This is a genomic window from Micromonospora sp. NPDC048905 (assembly GCF_040649655.1).
Lineage (GTDB): Bacteria > Actinomycetota > Actinomycetes > Mycobacteriales > Micromonosporaceae > Micromonospora.
Map to the genome: position 1 here is coordinate 196,501 of NZ_JBEZFV010000004.1, position 18,559 is coordinate 215,059.

The following is an 18,559-nucleotide window of genomic DNA, read 5'->3' on the forward strand; positions in this document are numbered from 1 at the left end:
CCCCTGTCAGACATCGGGGCTACTGCTGGTTGAGGTGCAGCGCGAGATCGATGACCAGGTATTTCACGGCGAACGCACCGGTCAGCTGAGCGGTGCCGCTGAGCAGGTCGATCTGGTACACCTGGCTGGGGAAGCCACCGTTGAGGACGGCGTAGGCGTTGTTGCTCACCGCTCGTCCGCTGCGCAGGGTGCTGTGGATGTCGAAGCCGGCCCGCGGGTTGGCGGCCACGCCCAGGCTGCCGGTGGCGACGAGTTGGCCAGCGTTTGCCGGGGACTGCAGCGCGACCTGGTCGAGGTTGGTGTCGATGTCGAACAACGTGGTCGCGGTGCTCGGATCGAGGTCGACGTTCGTGTAGGCCGCCGCGGTCAGCCCGGGGGCCGCGGTGACCGCAGGCGGGTAGGTGAGGGTGCCGTCGGCGAGGGTGCCGCCGCCGACGTTGACGTTGTGCCGCAGATTCTGGCCCACGTCGCTGATGATGCGCAGGCGATCGGCGGCCGGGTTGAAGTCGACGCCGAAGAACGACCCGCTGAGGGGGATGGTCAGCTGGCTGACCTTCGTGGCAGCGGCATCGCTGGTGGACAGCGTGAAGATGCCGCCGCTGTTGCCGACGCCGTAGAGCCGGCCGTCCTGGACCCGGTAGTCGATGCCCACGAGGTTCTCGGCGCCGGGCAGGTCCACCGTGCCGATCACGCAGGCCAACCCCGGTCGGTTGGCGGCGAACTTCAGGAGCTGCTGGTCCTCGGTCAGACCAACCGCCACCCGGCCATTACGGCCACCTGCGTTGAGCAGGTCCCAGAGAATGGTGCAGGAGCCGGCGTTCAACGATGCCGGACCGGCGGATGAGGTAGACCTCGACGAGACGCTGTCGGGCCGGGCTGCCGCGCCCGCCGAGGTCGTCAGCATTCCGATGACGACGGCCGTGCCGGTCAGGAGCAGTCCTCGATGGATCATGCGATGCATGGACGGGCCTTCCTTGCGAGATAGGGAGAATGCCCGGCAGTGGCATCGAAAGAGGGCGTCCCGATCGGTTCATTCGGAACGTTTGCCCAGCTCAGACGCTATATGGCCCGCTCGAAAGTTGCTGTCGGATCACGTACTATCCGAATCGTCCTCACCGGCACGACGGGATGCGGTGCGGTAAACCGTCGCTGTCGCAGCCACGCTGGTCCCCGTCAGCCATTAACGGCGGGGACCAGCGCAGATCAGCGCACGGCCAGGGGCGGCTCGGCACGCTCGCCCTGCTGGCGCAGGGCCGGCAACGCTGGGGCGAGCGCCACCAGCATGGCCAGGCCGGCGACGGGTAGCAGGTCGAGAGTGACCACCGGCAGGACGATGCCGACGATCAGCAGCGGCACGCTCCACCACGGCAGCCGCCGTTTCGCGGCGAGCATGCCCGCGAGGACGACCAGGCCGAGGAAGAAGAACTGGGGTACGACGTCGTAGAAGGCCACCTCGACGCCGGGGATGGCCTTGAAGTCCGCGCCGAGCGCCGACATCTCCGCCCGGTCGGCCGCCAGGAGACCCTCCACGATGTCGGCGCCGAACTGCACCATCGTCGCGGCGAGTCCCACCATCGTGACGGTCACCACCCCGGTTCGCCAGGGGCTGCGGGGCAGGAGGCGAGACAGCGCGAGCACCCCCGGGACGAAGCACACCATGCCGGCGAGCGCGACCAGATGCGCGGCCTGCCAGTCGAACCCCGGGCCGTACACACCATCGGACTTCGCCCAGAGGCGGACCAGGCCGTAGGCGGCGATTCCGATCGGTCCGGCGAGGACATACAGCTCAGCGCGTTTCATGCCGACCATCATCTGATCCTCGGCGTCGCGGCCGGCTCCGGGAAGATCCTCGCCCGGCCCCCGATTTCCGTCTCAGGTTTTCCACCGAGCCAACCCTCGGTCGGGGCTTCGTCGTCAGGCGCGCCAGATCGGTTGAGCGGCGGCCAGCGCGGCCTCCTGGTACGGCGTTCGCGGCGAGTCCGCGGCGACGACCTCCACCGGCCACCTCTGCCCCAGCGCGACCCAGAGCGTCGACAGCACGCCCGAGTACGTCGACGGCTCGTCCGCGCCCTCGGCCACCAGCAGCACGTACGTCCACGCCGCCGCGTCCGGCGCGCCGTCCAGTGGCGTCCGCCAGGCGCGGTGCAGGCTGCGCCCGTGGCGGCGGGGCGCGTCGACGGACAGGAGGGTGTCGGCCGGGGCTGGATCGGGCGCGTCCGGCGGACCGTCGGCGCTGAACCGGTACGACAGTGGCGGCACCTCCGTGACGGCCGGCACGTCGGCCAGGTCGGAGCCGTCGGGCTCACCGACGAGGGCGCGCAGTAGTGCCCGTTCCGCGCTGGTGATCCCGACGCCGTGGAGCGCCAGGCTGAGCAGGAGGGTGGCGTCGGCCAGGTCGAACTCACCCGCGGCGTAGTGCTCCCGCACGGTCCCGAGGACATCGTCGGGGAGCCGGCCCGCGAGCCGCCGGCACACGTCGGCGACCGTCGCGTACGTCTTCGCGTCCATGGCGTTCATTCTCGTGGTGGTCGCCGAACGCGGGTGGTCGCCGAGCGCGGGCGGGTGGCGAGCGTCGCTCATGCTGGAGTGGTGATTCGTTTCGTACTGAATGTGCTGTGGCTCATCTTCGGCGGTGGCATCGTGCTGGCGGTCGGATACGGCGTCGCCGCACTGATCTGCTTCGTCCTGGTCGTGACGATCCCGTTCGGGGTCGCGTCGCTCCGCCTCGCCGTCTACTCGCTGTGGCCCTTCGGCCGCACCCTGGTGCCGAAGCCCGGCGCGGGCGTGGCCTCCGGGTTGGCGAACATCCTCTGGCTGGTGCTGGCGGGCTGGTGGCTCGCGCTGTCCCACATCGTCGCGGGCGTCGCCCTCTGCGTGACGATCATCGGAATCCCGTTCGGCATCGCCAACTTCAAGCTCGTGCCGGCGGCGCTCTGGCCCCTCGGCCGCGAGGTCGTGGACACGCCCTGAACTCGGGAAACGGGGGCACCTGCTCCCCGCCACCTCTAACTTATAGCGCACTGGGGGGCTTGCGGCAAGACCCGGGTCGTGCCGCAAAATCGTCGGCCGAGGCCAGAATCTGCCGAAATGGAAGTCATCATTTGAATTCCCTGCCTACCTCCGTGTTCGATCTCCCCGCGCACCTCTCCCCCAAGGCCGACCCGAGGCTCATCGCCCTGGACGAGCAGCATTTCGCGACGATGGCGCAGAGCCTCGACCAGCTGAACACCGAGCTGTCCGAGCGCCTTGCCGCCGAGCGCCTGGCGCCCGGCGGCAAGGGCCGGCAGGCCATGGACCGGGACGAGGAGATCCGCCGGCTGACCGGCCGCCTGCGTGCGCTGAGTCGCTACGGCCTGGACCTGTGCCTCGGCCACGTGGTCGGCGCGGACGACCCCGAACCCGTGTACGTCGGGCGGCGTGGCCTCACCGACAGCACCGGTCGGCGGCTGCTGCTCGACTGGCGCTCTCCGGCCGCCGAGCCGTTCTTCGGCGCCACCCACGCGAACCCGATGGGTCTGGCCAGCCGTCGCCGTTACCGCTGGACTCGCGGCCGGATCAGCGACTACTGGGACGAGGTGTTCACCCCGGACGGGTTCGTGGGGCACGCCGTCGCGCTCGACGACCAGTCCGCGTTCATCGCCAGCCTGGGCACTGCCCGCTCCGCCCGGATGCGGGACGTGCTCAGCACCATCCAGGCCGACCAGGACGCCATCATCCGGGCGGGATCGGCCGGCACTCTCGTCGTGGACGGCGGTCCGGGCACCGGGAAGACGGTCGTCGCGCTGCACCGCACCGCCTACCTGCTCTACTCCGACCCTCGCCTGGGTCAACGCCGGGGCGGAGTGCTCTTCGTCGGGCCACACCAGCCCTACCTTGCCTACGTCGCCGATGTCCTACCCAGCCTCGGCGAGGAGGACGTGCAGACCTGCACCCTGCGGGACCTCGTCGACGAGGGCGGGGCGGCGACCGTCGAACCCGACCCGGACGTGGCCCGGCTGAAGTCGTCGGCGGACCTGGTCGGGGCGATCGACGCGGCGGTCCGGTTCTACGAGGACCCACCGGTCAAGCCGATGACTGTCACCACCGACGAGGGCGACCTCTGGCTGGGCGCCGACGACTGGGCCGACGCGTTCCAGGCACCGGGGCCGGGCACCCCACACAACGAGGCACGCGACGAGATCTGGGCGGAGTTGCTCACGATCCTCGTCGACAGGTACGACGGCGACGAGCCGGACGACGTGCTGCGCCGGTCGCTGTCGCGCAACCGGGAGCTGCGCACCGCCTTCAACCGCGCCTGGCCGTTGCTCGACGCGGCCGACCTGGTGGGAGACCTGTGGTCGGTGCCCGCGTACCTGCGCACGTGCGCGCCCTGGCTCAGCCGGGAGGAGATCCGGACGCTGCAGCGCGACGAGCCCCGGGCCTGGACCGTGTCCGACCTGCCGCTGCTGGACGCGGCCCGGCGGCGGCTCGGCGTCGCGTCGGGGCGTTCGCAGCGGCACGACCCCGCCGCCGCCGTGGAGCGCGAGCACCGGGACCGGGTCGTCGACGAACTCCTCGCGGCCGACGCCTACGACGACGGCGAGGGTCTGTTGACGATGCTGCGCCAGCCCGACCTGCGCGACGCCCTGGCCGACGAGTCCGGATCGCTCACCGCCGACCCGGACCTGCTGGCCGGCCCGTTCGCGCACATCGTCGTGGACGAGGCCCAGGAGTTGACCGACGCCGAGTGGCAGATGCTGCTGGCCCGGTGCCCGTCGCGCAGTTTCACGATCGTCGGGGACCGCGCCCAGGCCCGACACGGGTTCACCGAGTCGTGGCAGGAACGCCTGGAGCGGATCGGGCTGGACCGGATCACCCTGGCCTCACTGAGCATCAACTACCGGACCCCGGAGGAGGTCATGGCGGAGGCCGAGCCGGTCATCCGGGCCGTGCTCCCGGACGCCAACGTGCCGACCTCCATCCGCGGCAACGGGCTCCCCGTCGTACACGGCTCGACGGCCGAGCTGGGCGCGATCCTCGACGCCTGGCTCACCGAGCACACCGACGGGACCGCCTGTGTGATCGGCGACCCGGCGTTCGCACCGGCGTCGCGCGTCCGATCGCTGAGCCCGGAGCAGGCCAAGGGCCTCGAATTCGACCTGGTCGTCCTGATCGATCCGGACGCGTTCGGCACGGGCATCGAGGGCGCGGTGGACCGGTACGTGGCGATGACCCGGGCGACCCAGCAGCTCGTCATCCTGACGAGGCGCTGAGCCGCCCGGCCCACAGCTGTCAGTTGCCGAGCGTGACGTGCAGGATCCTCTCGTTGCTGTTGTTCGGGGTGCTGTCCTTGTCACCGGTGTTGGTGGTGGTCAACCACAAACCGCCGTCGGGAGCCGGCTCCACCGTCCGCAGGCGGCCGTAGGTGCCGCTGAAGTACGTCTGCACGTTCGTCAGGCTGCTGCCGCTGATCACCGCCCGATACATCCGGGCACCCCGCGCACAGGCCACGTAGAGCGCGTCCCGCACGATCGTGATCCCGGAGCAGGACCCCTCCGCGGTCGGATAGGTACGCGCGGGCGCGATGAACCCGGCCGTGCCGCAGGTGCCGCTGGTGCCCTCGCACGCCGGCCAGCCGTAGTTGCCGCCCTTCGTGATCAGGTTGGTCTCATCCATGATCGAGTTGCCGAATTCCTGCTCCCACAGCCGACCCTGCGAGTCGAACGCCAACCCCTGCGGGTTGCGGTGGCCGTAGCTCCAGACGTAGTTGCCGAACGGGTTGTCCGAGGGGACCGTGCCGTCGGGGTTGAGACGCAGGATCTTGCCTTCGAGGGCCGACCGGTCCTGCGCGTAGTTGCCGTTCTGCGCGTCGCCCGTGCTGGCGTACAGCTTGCCGTCCGGGCCGAAGCGCAGCCGGCCACCGTCGTGGTACTTGTTCCGCCGGATGCCACTGACCAGCACCTGCTCGCTGGAGGTGTTGAGGCGGCCGTTCTCGAACTTGATCCGCACGATCCGGTTGTCGCTGGGCGAGGTGTGCATGATGTACAACCAGCGGTCGCTGGCGAAGCTGGACGACACGGCGAGCCCGAGCAGGCCACCCTCGCCGTCGGTGCTCTGCACGTTCGGCACCGTGCCCAGATTGGTCTTGGCCCCGGTGCTGGGGTTGAGCTGGATGATGTCGTGCGCGTCGCGGCGGTTGTAGAGCACGGTGCCGTCCGACAACGTGACGAGCCCCCACGGGACGTCGGTGTCGGTGGTGACCTGACGCACCCCGCACACCGGGTTGCCACAGCCCGCGCCGGTGGTCACCGTCGTGGTGGCGCTGCGCGACGAGGTGTTGTCCTGCGCATCCCGGGCCACCACGTAGTACTGGTACGCGGTGTTCGCCGCCAGCCCGCTGTCGGTGAAGGTGGTCACCGGCGGCGTGCCGGTGACCATGCCGACCTTCACACCACCCCGGAAGACGTCGTACGCCCGGACGCCGACGTTGTCGGTCGACGCGGTCCAGCGCAGGGTCACCGTGGTGCCCGACGCGGTGCCGGAGAGCTGCTGCGGCGCGGTCGGCGCCTGCGTGTCGGCCTGACACTGCGGGGGCGTGATCGACACGGTGGTGCTCGCCTGGGACACGTTGCCGGCGGCGTCCCGGGCGTTGACGTACAGGCCCCAGGTCGCTCCCGCGACCACCGTGAGGCTGGTGGACAGCGTCGAGCCGCTCACCGACTTCATCAACTGGCCGTCGTGGTAGACGTCGTAGAAGGCCACCGCGACGTTGTCCGTCGAGGCGTTCCACGCGAAGGTCACCGAGTTGCACGTCAGGCCGCTCACCCGCGGGCTGCCGGGAGCCGTGGGCGGCTGGGTGTCGGAGCTGCCCAGCGCCGTCGTCCACCGCTGGTTGGCCTGCCCGTTGCAGGTCCAGAGACCCACCAGGGTGCTGTTGGCGGTGGCACCGCCGTTGACGTCCAGGCACAGGCTGGACTGGACGCCGACGATGGTCCCGTTGGTGTTGATCCGCCAGCGCTGGTTGGCGCCGCCGGTGCAGGAGTTGATCTGCAGGGTGGCCGGCGCGGTGGTGTCCTGGCCGACCACGTCCAGGCACATCGTCTCGTCGTAGACCCGCAGCTCACCGGCCGAGGTGAACGTCCAGGACTGGTTGGCCTGACCGTTGCAGTCGTAGATGTTGATGCCGGCGCCGGCCGTGCGGACGTTGCCGACGACGTCCAGGCAGCGGCCCGATGCCTCACTGACCACCGTAGAGGCCGGCGCGGCCGATGCCGGTACGCCGATGGCGACCGTCAGCAGCGTCACCGCTGCCATCGCCGCCGGCAGTAGCCGTCGTCGTCGTGCGTGACGGGGGTTGGGCCGCGCGAAAGCTGACATCCGTCCTCCAGGATCGGGGCGTCGACCGGACCGATCCGGTGCCGGACGACCGGCACCCGACCAAGTCGAACTATGAACATCGAATATCAAAGATGGGTCGACGTCGCATGTCAAACGATGTCACTCGATCAGCGACAAAACCCCAGATCGATACGATGTCCGGCAGGCCCGCCGCCCTACTCCCCGCCCCGCAACGACTCGCGGACGTGCCGACGGGCGTGATGGATCCGGGACTTCAGCGTGCCGACCGGGATGCCCAGTTGCTCGGCGATCTCCTGGTAGTCCAACTGGCACAGGTCCCGCAACACCAGTGCCGTCACCAACTCCGGCCGGTGGGCCTCCAGCCGGTCCAACGCGTCGAGCAGGTCGAGGCGCGACCCGGCGATGACGCTCGTCGTACGAGGGTCGGCCACCTCGACGGGCAGCAGCGGGCTGGGCTGCTCGGCCGCCCGTCGCCGCAGGGACCGATAGGTCTGGCGGGCACAGTTGGCGACCACGACGTGCAACCAGGTCGAGAAGAGCGACCGGCCCTCGAATCGCTCGATGTGCCTGGCCACCTGCACCAACGCGTCCTGGGCCGCCTCCTCGGCGTCCTGCCGACAGGGCAGGAAACGCCCACACTGCTCAAGGACCCGCGGACCGATCGCCGCCAGCAACGCGTCCCGGGCCGCGCTGTCGCCGGTCGCCGCCCGGCGCGCCAGTTCCTCGATCGACGACCCGTCCACCACCGGCGCTCCCCCCGCTCGTGTGTGACACCCGCAGTTCCGGTTGCCGGATAATACGGCCGTGTCCATCCCGCCACAGGTCGGCCGGTACCGCGTCGCACGCCCCGTCGGCAGCGGGGCGTTCGCCACCGTGTGGCTGGCGCACGACGACGAGTTGCAGGCCCCGGTGGCCGTGAAGGTGCTGGCCGAGAACTGGTCGCAGCGGGCCGACATCCGGGCGCGGTTCCGCCAGGAGGCGCGGTTCATGCGACAGGTCGACTCCGACCACCTGGTCCGCGTGTTGGACATCGGCGAGCTGCCCGACGGTCGGCCGTACCTGGTGATGACGTACGCCGGTGGTGGCACGCTCGCCGATCGGCTGGTCGGCGGGCCGATGCCGGTAGGCGAGGCGGTGCGGGTCGCCGCCGACATCGCCAGGGCGGTGGCCGTCCTGCACGACAACGGTGTGCTGCACCGCGACCTCAAGCCCTCCAACATCCTCTTCGACAGCCCTGCGGCCGGAGGGCGGGTGCTCGTCGCCGACCTGGGGCTGGCCAAGGCGCTCGCGCACGCCTCCGGGTTCACGCTGACCGCCGGCACGCCCGGATACATGGCACCGGAACAGCTCGTCGCGGGCGGCGGGCTGGACGCGCGCGCCGACGTCTACGCGATCGGCGCCCTGACCCAGCACATGCTGACCGGGAAGCCTCCAGGGCAGGCGATGGAGGCGGCCTCGGGCGTACCCGCCGCGGTCGAGCGCGTCGTCCGTCGGGCTCTGCACCGCGACCCGGGCCGCCGCTGGCCAACCGCAGCGACGTACGCCGACGCGCTGGAGGGTCTGCTCGCCGCGCGACGGGTTCCGGCTCGCCCGTGGCTGCGGCGTACCCGTCGGAGCCTCACCGCCGCCGGCACCGTGGCCGCGACGCTGGTCATGGCCGGATCCGCCACCGTTCCCACCGCCGCACTTGGCTGGACCCGGGTGGCCGACGCGACCGGCGCGCTCTCGGTGGCCGTCCCGGACGGCTGGGCGCGGCAACTGCGGGACGCCGGCTGGGACCCGGCCGTGATCGGCCTCGCCGGCGAACGTGGTCCGGGCCTGCTCGTCGGAGCGGACCTCACCGACTGGTCCGACGTCGACAGCGCGACACCGGGGGTCTTCGTCGGGCTGAGCCCTGCTCTCGCGGGAGCCAGGAGGCCGACACTGCCGGATCACAGCGGATGCACGCGTGCCGCCGATCGGGCGATCACCGTCGGTGCCCTCAGCGGGAACGTCGGGCACTGGGCGCGCTGCGGGGGCGCGCAGACGTCCTTCAGCGAGGTCACCCTGGTCGCGGCCGACGGCATCGTCGGCGTGTACGTCCAGGTGAAGCAGAGCGACGGCGCGGACCGTACCGACGAGATCCTCGGCACGTTGCGGGTGGACCCGTCGCTGGTCACCCAACGGTAGTCCGTTCCCATCTTCCGCTGCCGTCGGCCTTGCGCCACTCCCGCTTCTCGGTGCTGCCGTCGAGCTTGCGGACGGTGGCCTGCACGTTCTGGCCCACCACCCGGTACGAGATGAACGTCTCGATCTCGTCGGGCCCGTCGCTGTCGCCCACAATGTACGGCCACGCGGACCGCTTTCCGCCGGTGTCGGAGAGCTGGACGGGCACCAGGGCCTGTGCCCGTCGGGAGCCGGGATTGCCCAGTTCGACGAGGATGAGGGCGTCCTCGGTCGACGGCGCGATCGCGGGCTCCTCGACGATGAACTCGGCGTACACCGGACTCGCGCCGCCCGGCAGGATCTTGCACGGCACGGCGGCGCCGTTGGATCCGTTGCGGAACGTGACCTTGTCGTCGGACCCACCGCAGAATTTCAGGTTGTCGATGACCGCGTTGGGCCAGTCGGTCCGCCTGATCTCGCTCAGCGGCTTGGCCGGCCCGGTGGTGCGGGTGGCCGGGGTGGGGCTGGCCGGAGCAGTCGGGCTGGGGGTGGCCGAGGCCGGATCGCTCGGTGCCGGCGGGCTCGTGCTGGCGGACGGGGAGCCGGCGGGCGCCGCGTCGCCGCCGACCCGGTCGAACGGTGACGTGCAACCGACGACGAACGTAAGGGTGAGCACCACACCGATCAGCAGTCTGCCGCGCATGGACGGTCCTTTCCTCTATCGGGTCTGTCACTGGGTTTGATGCACCCGTACGGGAAGTGGTTCACGCGACCGGGGCGGCGGTGGACGCTCCGCTTCCCACCGTCGGTGCACATGCCCCTCCTCCTCAGGTCGTAGGCGCATTGCCGTCCTGCGCCAGATGGCTGGGTGCGATCGCGCGAACAGGCTTGTCCCAGGGCGTCGGGTGACGCCGTACGGACCTGTTCCGGACACCCGTTCGCCTGGAAAGGCAGTAACCGACGATGCGTTCTCTCTCCTCTTCCCCGTCCCGCTCGGCCCGAATCGCACGGCCGCTCGTCCGCCTCGGCGCGGTGGTGGCGACCGCTGTCGTCATCGCCGTGAGCGCCGCGGGCTGTGGCGCGGGGCAGAGCGCTCCCGCGCCACCCGTCGACGCTCCGGCGGCACCGGCTGCCGCGAGCGGGGCGGCCTCCACCCTGACCGACACCGACGCCAACGCCTGGCTCGACGGTCTGCTGCCGGCGGCCCTCGACCGCACCGGCATCGCCGGGGCCACCGTTGCCGTCGTGGACGACGGCAAGATCATCACCACCCGGGGGTACGGCCACGCCGACACCGGGAACGGTGGCACCGGGGCCGTGCCGGTCGACCCGGACCGGCATCTCTTCCGGATGGGTTCGGTGTCGAAACTCGCCACCGCCACCGCCGTCCTGCAACTCGTGCAGAGCGGCAAACTCGACCTCGACGCCGACGTCGAGACGTACCTCGACTTCGACCTGCCGCGCCACTACGAGCGGGCCGTCACCCTGCGGCACCTGCTGACGCACACCGCCGGTTTCGAGGAGCGCATCGCCGGTCTCATCGGCACCGAGGGTGGCGACGTCGATCTGCGTAAGGCCCTGGTGACCGACCCGCCGGACCAGATCTACGAGCCGGGGACCGTCCCGGCGTACTCGAACTACGGCAACTCGCTCGCGGGCTACATCGTCCAACGCGTCAGTGGGACACGCTTCGAGGAGTACGTCCAGCGCAACATCCTGGACCGGGCGGGCATGCCGTCGTCGAGCTTCGAACAGCCCCTTCCGGCGGCACTGCGCGACCGGATGTCCAAGGGGTACGACACCTCCGCCGCACCCGCCGGACCCTTCGAGATCGTCGGCACTCCCCCGGCCGGCGCGTTGAGCGCCCCGGCGACCGACATGGCGCGGTTCATGCTCGCCCAACTCGGCGAGCCTGTCGGTTTCGGACCCCTGCTCGACAAGCCGACCCGCGAACTGATGCAGCGGCCCGCGCTCGACGCGACGTCGCTCGGCACACTTGCCGACGGACCCCGGATGACGCTCGGCTTCTTCGACGAGAGCCGCAACGGCCACCGGATCCTCGGCCATGGCGGCGACACCACGTACTTCCACACCCACCTGCAGATCTACCCCGACGACCGCGCGGGCATCTTCGTCTCGCTCAACAGCAACGGCTCCGGCGCCCTCGCCAGCCACGACCTTCGTCAGTCGGTCGTGAACGGATTCGCCGACCGCTACTTTCCGGCCCGCGACGGACAGCCGACCGCCGGCGTCGATTCGGCGACCGTGGCCAGGCACGCCGCGCTGGCAGCCGGCACGTACGAGTCCTCGCGAGCGATACGCAGCAACTTCCTGACGACGATCGGCCTGGTCGGTCGTACCACGGTCAGTGTCGCCGACGGCGGCCGACTGCTGTTCGAGCCGGGTCCACTGTCCGACTCGCCGGCCCTCTACGAGGAGGTCGCGCCCTGGGTCTGGCGTGAGGTCGGCGGACAGCGCACGCTTGCCATGCGGGCGACCGACGACCGGGTCGAGGCGATCAGTTTCGACTCCGCGTTCGCGCTGCTGCCGGTCGAGCCCGCACGCGGCTCCGCACTGGCCCTCCCCGTGCTCGTCGGGTCGACAGTCGTGCTGCTGCTCACCGTCCTGTCCTGGCCGATCGGCGCGTACGTCCGCCGTCGGCTCGGCCGCACCCCACGCGAGCGGACCGGGCGCACCGCGCGGATCCTGAGCCGCGTCGCCGTCGCCGGCACGCTCCTCGCCTTCGCCGGTTGGGTGCTGGCCCTCAGCAGCATCATGAGCCTGCGGGACGTCCCCGGTGGGGTGCTGCGCGTCGTGCAGGTGCTGCAACTGGTCGGCCTGCTCGGTGTGCTGCCCGCCGCCGTCCGGCTGGTCGACGACGTCCGACGCCACGTCGGCTGGCGGAGGATCGCCGGCAGCGCCCTGCTCCTGCTCGCCCTCGCCGGTGCGGGCTGGTTCGCCGTGGAGTTCCGGCTGCTCGCGCCTAGCATCTCCTACTGACCCGCCCGACCCGGGACGATCCGGAGCAAGGATGCGCACCGCATGAGGGACCACACCGACACCGAACCCGGCTCACCGCGACTGACGAGATGGCTCGACGGACGACTCACCCGACTCGGCGTGACGGGGGTGTTCCCCCGGGACTGCCTGCTCGCGGTGGCGCTGACCGTAACGACGTTCGTCCTGCTGACAGTGCTCGTGTGGTTCGTGGCACCGGAGGACGGGGTGTCCTTCGACCCGGCGCGGGCGTGGCTGCTCATCGCCCTGTGCTGCGTCCAGGCGATGCTGCTGTGCCTGCGTCGGGTCCGCCCACTGCTCTGCCTCGCGCTCGTCGTCGGCCTTCAACTGCCGGTCATCGGCGCCTCCCTGCCCGAGGCGACCGTCCGGGGTGTCGCTCCGTTCGTCGTGGCGTACACCATCGGGTCGGTGCTGCCGTCTCGGCAGGCGCTGCTGGCCGTCGGCGCGGCCGTGGTGGTGGAGTCGGTCGGGGCGGCCGTCGTGGTGACCCCCAATCTCCTGACGGCCGTCGCGTACGTCTCCGCGAGCGCTCTGACCTACCTCAGCGCGGCCTTCGTCGGCAGGTACGTGGCCACGTCCCGCCGCTACGTCGAGCTGGTCCAACTGCGAGCGGAGGAGACGATCCGGGAACAGCACACGAAGATCCAGGGGGCGATCGGCGCGGAACGCGCCCGGATGGCCCGGGAGCTGCACGACGTGGCGGCGCACCACCTCTCCGGCATGGTCGTCCAGGCGGCGGCGGTCGAGCGGTTGATCGACCGGGACCCGGCCGCCGCGAAGGCCGGGGTGGCCTGGATCCGGAGCCAGGGCAAGGAGACCCTGGACAACCTGCGACTGGTCGTCGGTGTGCTGCGCGGACGCCCGGGGCACGAGGGTGGCGACGGTGGCGCACCGGTGCCGGGCCTGGGCATGCTCGACGACCTGGTCCGCACCGTCGGCACCCTCGCCGGTCCGGTAGAGCTCGTCCGCGAGGGGCAGCAACGCGAGGTGGCGCCGATCGCCGACGTCGCGCTCTACCGGATCGCGCAGGAGTCGCTCAGCAACGCCCGTCAGCACGCCCCGGGCGCGGCGGCGCGGGTGGTGCTCCGCTTCCTGCCCCGCTCGGTGTCCCTGGAGGTGGTGAACGAACCCGCCGCCCGGCGTGCCGTGCCGGCGGCGCGGACCGGCGGTGTCGGCCTGGTCGGGATGCGCGAGCGCGCGCAGCTGATCGGAGCGACGTTCGCGGCCGGCGCGACCGCGGCCGGTGGTTGGTCGGTCACCGCGACGCTACCCACGAACGATCCCGTCGCGTCGCAGCCCAACGGAGAGGCCCCGGCATGATCAGAGTGATGCTCGTCGACGACCAGGCGGTCGTCCGCGCCGGCTTCCGCGTCATCCTCGAGGAGGCCGGCGACATCGGGGTCGTGGCGGAGGCGTCCAGCGGTACGGCCGCCGTCGAGCTGGCCCGTCGGCTGCAACCGGACGTGATCTGCATGGACGTCCGGATGCCGCACGGCGACGGGCTCACCGCGACCCGAGAGATCGTCGCCACGGCAACGCCACCGGCGGTGCTGGTGGTGACGACCTTCGACCTCGACGAGTACGTCTTCGGCGCGCTGGAGGCCGGCGCCAGCGGGTTCATCCTCAAGGACTGCGAGCCGGAGGACCTGATCGAGGCGGTCCGTCGCCTCGCCGACGGGTACGGCCTCGTCGACCAGGCCGTCACCCGCCGGGTGATCTCGGAGTTCGCCAGGCGTACCCCCGCGCCCCGCTCGGACGCCGCGGCGGCCCACCAGCTGACCGCACGGGAGACCGAGATCGTGGAGTTGCTCGCGCAGGGGCTGTCCAATGTCGAGATCGCCGACCGGCTCTTCATCGAGACCAGCACGGTGAAGTCGCACCTCGGGCGTGCCATGGGCAAGATCGGCGCACGGGACCGGTTGCAGACGGTCGTGTGGGCCTACCAGAACGGTGTGGTCCGTCACTGAGAGGCACGCCGCTTCAGTTGATCCATTCCTTGGCGAGCAGCTCGTAGGAGCTGACCCGGTCGGCGTGGGCGTGGGTGATCGTGGTGACGAGCAGCTCGTCGGCGGCGGTGACGTCCCGCAGGGTCCGCAGCCGCTCGGCGACCCCCTGGGGTGATCCGACGAACTGGGTGTCCACCCGGTCGGCGACGAGATCGCGGTCGTCGTCGGTCCACGGCAGCGCGGCGGCCTGCTCCGGGCTCGGGAACGGCATCGCGCCCTCGCCGCTGCGGATGCTGCGCACCCACGGCCCGTACGGTGCGGCCAGCCGGCGGGCCGCGTCGTCGGTCTCGGCCACGACCACGTCGGCGGAGACCACCACGTACGGCTCGGCGAGCGTGGCAGAGGGTTGGAACGCGGCCCGGTAGGCGGCGACCGCGTCGAGGATCGACGAGGGGCTGACGTGGTAGTTGGCGGCGAAGGGCAGGCCCAGCGCACCCGCGAGCTGGGCGCTCTCCCCGCCGCTGCTGCCCAGCAGCCACACCTGAAGGTCGCTGCCCTCCCCCGGTACGGCGTGCGCGTCCAGCCCGTCCGCGTCGCGGTAGTCGCCGCGCAGCAGGGCCAGCACGTCGGCCACCTGCTCCGCGAAGGGTGGCGGCTGTGCGCCCGGCTGGTGCAGCAGGGCGGTGCTCAGAGCGAAGCGTGGTGAGGCGAGCACGCTGGCGTAGGAGAACGGTGGCGGAATGAGCAGCCCGTCGACCAGCCGGGCCGCCACCGGCGGCGGTGCGGGCGCGGCGCTCTCCCGGGCGGCCTCGATGCGCCGCTGACCGGAGCGGCCCAGCCCGAGGTCGATGCGGCCGGGGTACAGGGCGGCGAGGGTGCCGAACTCCTCGACCACCGACAGGGCGGTCCGGTGCCCGACCTGGACGGCACCGGAGCCGACGCGGAGCACGCTGGTGGCGGCGGCGACCTGCCCGATCAGCACGGCCGGCGCGGAGCTGGCGACACCTGCGGCGAGGTGGTGTTCGGCAAGCCAGTACCTGTGGTAACCGGACTGCTCGGCGCGGCGGGCCAGGTCGACGGTGTTGCGGAGGGCGTCGGTGACAGTGCCGCCGGCGGGCACCGGGGAGAGGTCGAGGATTGACAGTGGCGTGGACGGCATGGTGGTCCCCGTTTCTGGTCAGGCCGCCGCGGCGGCGGTCGCCGGCGGTGCGAAGGGGCGGCTGGGGATCTCCCGGCGCAGCACCGGGGCCACCTCGGCCTGGAAGAGTTCCAGGCTCTCCCGGTGCTGCTTGTCGGTCAGCCCGTCGTGGTCGGCCTGGAGGTGGATGACCTCGTGGCCGAACTGCTCGTGGTAGCGCAGCACCTTGTCCACCACCTGCTGCGGGCTGCCGACCAGGATCGAGCTGCGCGCGATGGCGTCCTCCAGGGTGTCGAAGACCGGCGGGATGCCGAGCCGCCGGAACGCGGCCAGCCGGGCGTCGAAGATCGGGCGGTACCGCTCGATGGCCTCCTGCGAGGTGCGGGCCACGTAGAAGCCGGCGGTGCCGGCACCGACGAGGGCGTCGGCCGGGTCGTGCCCGTAGTGGACCCACCGTTCCCGGTAGTGGCGGATGAGCTCGGCGTACGGCTCGATGGGGTTGGTGACGTTGGCGGAGAAGATCGGGTCGCCGTAGCGGGCGGCGAGGTCGACCGAGTCCCTGCTGGTGGCGCTGCCGTGCCAGATCCGGATGGGCTGTTGCAGAGGGCGCGGCCAGGTCTCGGCGTCGGTGAGCGACGGCCGGTACGTCCCGGACCAGGTGACCTTGTCCTCTCGCCAGAGCCGGCGGAACAGCTCGTAGCCCTCCCGGTTGCGGTCCCACTGGTCCTCGGCGGTGACGTGGAACAGTTGCGCCTGCGCCGCGCCGTTTCCCTTGCCGATGATCAGTTCGAGTCGGCCGTTGCTGAGGTGGTCCAGGGTGGCGTAGTCCTCGTAGGCGCGGACCGGGTCGAGCAGGCTGAGCGTGGTGACCGCGGTGAACAGACGGATGGTGGAGGTGCGGGCCGCGATGTGGCTCAGCACCACGGGCGGCGACGACGAGATGAACGGGCGCTCGTGGCGTTCACCGACGCCGTACCCGTCGAAGCCGAGTTCCTCGGCGAGGACTGCCGTGTCGACCACGTCCCGGAACCGGTCGGTGGTGCTCCTGCGCTGGCCGGTGACCGGGTCGGGCAGGTGGGTGATGAGCGTTATCAGCAGGAACTTCACGCCGGGACCGTCACTTTCGTGGGCAGGGTCAGGGTCGGGCGCAGCACCAGGGCGAAGCAGCGGGAGTACGGCAACACGTCGTACGGGGCGAACACCGGGATCGGCCGGTAGCCGGCCACCTCGTAGCGGCGTACCGCGTCGGGTTGGCGGTCACCGGTCTGGAGCACGATCCGCGCCGCGCCGAGCCGACCGGCGGCCTCCCGGAGCGCGTCGAGAAGTGCCTGAGCGACGCCGCGCCCCCGATGGGCGGGCAGCACGTACATCCGTTTGAGCTCCAGGTCGGCGCCGCGCCAGCGCAGCGCGGCGTGCCCGACCGCTGTGGCGTCGGCGGTGTAGGCCACACCGGTCCAGGCGACCGAGGTCGGGGCGATCACCTGCGCGTCCGGCAGATGGATCGGGTCGGCGAGGCGGTCCGCGTACCGCTGGCGCATCTCCGCCGTCATGGCCGCGCGCAGCGCGACGGCGTCCGGATCGTTCCACCGTCGCTGACACACGAGGGCCGGCGGGGTCACACCGCACCGACCGGGCGGGCGGGGCCGAGGCCGAGGTGGTCGCGCAGGGTGGTGCCGGTGTACTCGCCGCGGAAGACGCCGCGCTCCTGCAACAGCGGCACGACCTGGTCGACGAACTCGTCGAGCCCGCCGGGGGTCAGGTGCGGCACCAGGATGAAGCCGTCGGCGGCGTCCGACTGCACGAAGTGGTTCATCCTGTCGGCGACCTGCCGTGCCGTGCCGACGAACGACTGCCGGCCGGTCACCTCGATGATCAGGTCGCGGATGCCGAGCCCCTTCTCCTCGGCCAGCGCCCGCCACCGCCGCGCGGTGTCGACCGGATCGGGATACATGCCGGCGCGACCCCGGCTGATCGCGTCACCGGAGACGTCCGGGTCCTCGGCGGGCAGTGGACCCTCCGGGTCGTACCCGGACAGGTCCCGGTTCCACAGTTGTTCCAACAACAGGATGGCGGTCTGCGGGCTGACCTGCTGGCGGCGGATGTGGTGGGCGCGTTCCTGCGCCTCGGCGTCGGTGTCGCCGAGCACGAAGGTGACACCGGGGATGACAAGCAGGTCGTCGGGTTGGCGGTCGTACCGGGCCAGCCGGGACTTCACGTCCCGGTAGAAGTCCTGGCCGTCCTCCAGGGTGCCGTGTCGGGAGAAGATCGCGTCGGCGCTGGACGCCGCGAACTCGCGCCCGTCCGGAGAGTCGCCGGCCTGCAGGATCACCGGGTGCACCTGCGGGCTGCGGGGCACCGTGAAGTGCCCCGCGATGTCGAACTGGTCGCCGTGGTGGGCGAACCCGCCGGGGGCGGCCTCGGTGAGGTACCGGCCGGCGTCGCGGTCGCCCACGATCGCGTCCGCCGGCCACGACTCCCACAACTCGCGCGCCGTACGCACGAACTCGGCGGCCCGCTCGTAACGCAGCGAGCGGTCCAGGTAGCCGCCCCGGCGGAAGTTCTCCCCGGTGAACGCGTCGGAGGTGGTGACGACGTTCCAGGCCGCTCGCCCGCCGGAGAGGTGGTCGAGGCTGGCCAACTGCCGGGCCAGCTCGTACGGCTCGCGGAAGGTGGCGTTGAGCGTGCCGGCGAGACCCAGGTGCGTGGTGACCGCCGCGAGGGCGGCGAGCACGGTCAGGGTGTCCGGACGACCGACGACGTCCAGGTCGTGGACGCGGCCCCGCTGCTCGCGCAGGCGCAGCCCCTCGGCGAGGAAGAGGAAGTCGAACTTGCCCCGTTCCGCGGTACGGGCCAGGTGGACGAAGGAGGAGAAGTCGATCTGGCTGCCGGACGCCGGGTCGCTCCACACGGTGGTGTTGTTCACGCCGGGAAAGTGCGCGGCCAGGATGATCTGCTTGGGCATGACGGGTCTCCA

Annotated in this window: 16 protein-coding genes; 6 read left to right on the top strand and 10 right to left on the bottom strand. The window is 71.2% G+C overall.

From position 1 onward, the window contains the following. Positions 1–19: 19 nt before the first annotated feature. The 3 genes from AB0C01_RS12275 to AB0C01_RS12285 form a co-directional block, all read right to left on the bottom strand. Entirely contained in the window at positions 20–952 is a 933-nt protein-coding gene (locus tag AB0C01_RS12275) for a DUF4394 domain-containing protein (RefSeq protein WP_357571069.1), read from the bottom strand. A 251-nt stretch (positions 953–1,203) separates the two neighbouring features. Continuing rightward, positions 1,204–1,800: a hypothetical protein gene (locus AB0C01_RS12280; protein ID WP_357250118.1), complete on the bottom strand. Its 597-nt coding sequence runs from the start codon at positions 1,798–1,800 to the stop codon at positions 1,204–1,206. Between the two features lie 114 nt (positions 1,801–1,914). Next, entirely contained in the window at positions 1,915–2,580 is a 666-nt protein-coding gene (locus AB0C01_RS12285) for a hypothetical protein (protein ID WP_357571070.1), read from the bottom strand. Between the two features lie 9 nt (positions 2,581–2,589). Between AB0C01_RS12285 and AB0C01_RS12290 the strand changes: the two genes are divergently transcribed. Together AB0C01_RS12290 and helR are read left to right on the top strand one after the other, a co-directional pair. Next, complete coding sequence (locus AB0C01_RS12290; RefSeq protein WP_357571071.1) at positions 2,590–2,970, top strand: YccF domain-containing protein; 381 nt, start codon at positions 2,590–2,592, stop codon at positions 2,968–2,970. 152 nt (positions 2,971–3,122) lie between these two features. Further along, complete coding sequence (gene helR, locus AB0C01_RS12295; protein ID WP_357571073.1) at positions 3,123–5,252, top strand: RNA polymerase recycling motor ATPase HelR; 2,130 nt, start codon at positions 3,123–3,125, stop codon at positions 5,250–5,252. Positions 5,253–5,271: 19 nt separating this feature from the next. Here the strand turns inward: helR and AB0C01_RS12300 are convergent, their stop codons facing one another. After that, positions 5,272–7,356 (bottom strand): PQQ-dependent sugar dehydrogenase, encoded by a 2,085-nt coding sequence (locus tag AB0C01_RS12300; protein WP_357571074.1) that lies wholly within the window; start codon positions 7,354–7,356, stop codon positions 5,272–5,274. Between the two features lie 176 nt (positions 7,357–7,532). Beyond that, positions 7,533–8,084: an RNA polymerase sigma factor gene (locus tag AB0C01_RS12305; RefSeq protein ID WP_357250131.1), complete on the bottom strand. Its 552-nt coding sequence runs from the start codon at positions 8,082–8,084 to the stop codon at positions 7,533–7,535. A 58-nt stretch (positions 8,085–8,142) separates the two neighbouring features. On the opposite strand from AB0C01_RS12305, the gene AB0C01_RS12310 reads away from it, so the two are divergent. After that, the gene (locus AB0C01_RS12310) at positions 8,143–9,507 is read left to right on the top strand and encodes a serine/threonine-protein kinase (protein ID WP_357571076.1); all 1,365 of its coding nucleotides are present in this window, start codon (positions 8,143–8,145) and stop codon (positions 9,505–9,507) included. Here AB0C01_RS12310 and AB0C01_RS12315 read toward each other — a convergent pair. Further along, positions 9,494–10,186, bottom strand: a complete 693-nt coding sequence (locus tag AB0C01_RS12315; protein ID WP_357250138.1) for a hypothetical protein — start codon at positions 10,184–10,186, stop codon at positions 9,494–9,496. The genes AB0C01_RS12310 and AB0C01_RS12315 overlap by 14 nt on opposite strands. Before the next feature lie 260 nt (positions 10,187–10,446). On the opposite strand from AB0C01_RS12315, the gene AB0C01_RS12320 reads away from it, so the two are divergent. From AB0C01_RS12320 to AB0C01_RS12330, 3 genes are read left to right on the top strand one after another with little or no spacing between them, the layout of a single operon-like run. Continuing rightward, a complete protein-coding gene (locus AB0C01_RS12320; protein ID WP_357571077.1) occupies positions 10,447–12,483 on the top strand; it encodes a serine hydrolase domain-containing protein in 2,037 nt (678 codons plus the stop codon). Between the two features lie 42 nt (positions 12,484–12,525). Then, the gene (locus tag AB0C01_RS12325) at positions 12,526–13,821 is read left to right on the top strand and encodes a histidine kinase (protein ID WP_357571078.1); all 1,296 of its coding nucleotides are present in this window, start codon (positions 12,526–12,528) and stop codon (positions 13,819–13,821) included. Continuing rightward, positions 13,818–14,468, top strand: coding sequence for a response regulator transcription factor (locus tag AB0C01_RS12330; protein ID WP_357571079.1), 651 nt, complete (start codon positions 13,818–13,820; stop codon positions 14,466–14,468). The genes AB0C01_RS12325 and AB0C01_RS12330 overlap by 4 nt, the downstream gene beginning before the upstream one ends. 13 nt (positions 14,469–14,481) lie before the next feature. On the opposite strand, the gene AB0C01_RS12335 is transcribed toward AB0C01_RS12330, so the two are convergent. The 4 genes from AB0C01_RS12335 to AB0C01_RS12350 are packed head-to-tail and all read right to left on the bottom strand — an operon-like array spanning position 14,482 to position 18,547. Beyond that, positions 14,482–15,606, bottom strand: coding sequence for an LLM class flavin-dependent oxidoreductase (locus tag AB0C01_RS12335; RefSeq protein ID WP_357250149.1), 1,125 nt, complete (start codon positions 15,604–15,606; stop codon positions 14,482–14,484). Positions 15,607–15,624: 18 nt separating this feature from the next. Then, positions 15,625–16,692 carry an LLM class flavin-dependent oxidoreductase gene (locus AB0C01_RS12340; protein ID WP_357571080.1) on the bottom strand — a complete coding sequence of 356 codons (1,068 nt, stop codon included), beginning with the start codon at positions 16,690–16,692 and terminating at the stop codon, positions 15,625–15,627. Then, a complete protein-coding gene (locus AB0C01_RS12345; RefSeq protein WP_357250154.1) occupies positions 16,689–17,204 on the bottom strand; it encodes a GNAT family N-acetyltransferase in 516 nt (171 codons plus the stop codon). The genes AB0C01_RS12340 and AB0C01_RS12345 overlap by 4 nt, the downstream gene beginning before the upstream one ends. Then, positions 17,201–18,547: an NtaA/DmoA family FMN-dependent monooxygenase gene (locus tag AB0C01_RS12350; protein ID WP_357571081.1), complete on the bottom strand. Its 1,347-nt coding sequence runs from the start codon at positions 18,545–18,547 to the stop codon at positions 17,201–17,203. The genes AB0C01_RS12345 and AB0C01_RS12350 overlap by 4 nt, the downstream gene beginning before the upstream one ends. Positions 18,548–18,559 lie beyond the last annotated feature (12 nt).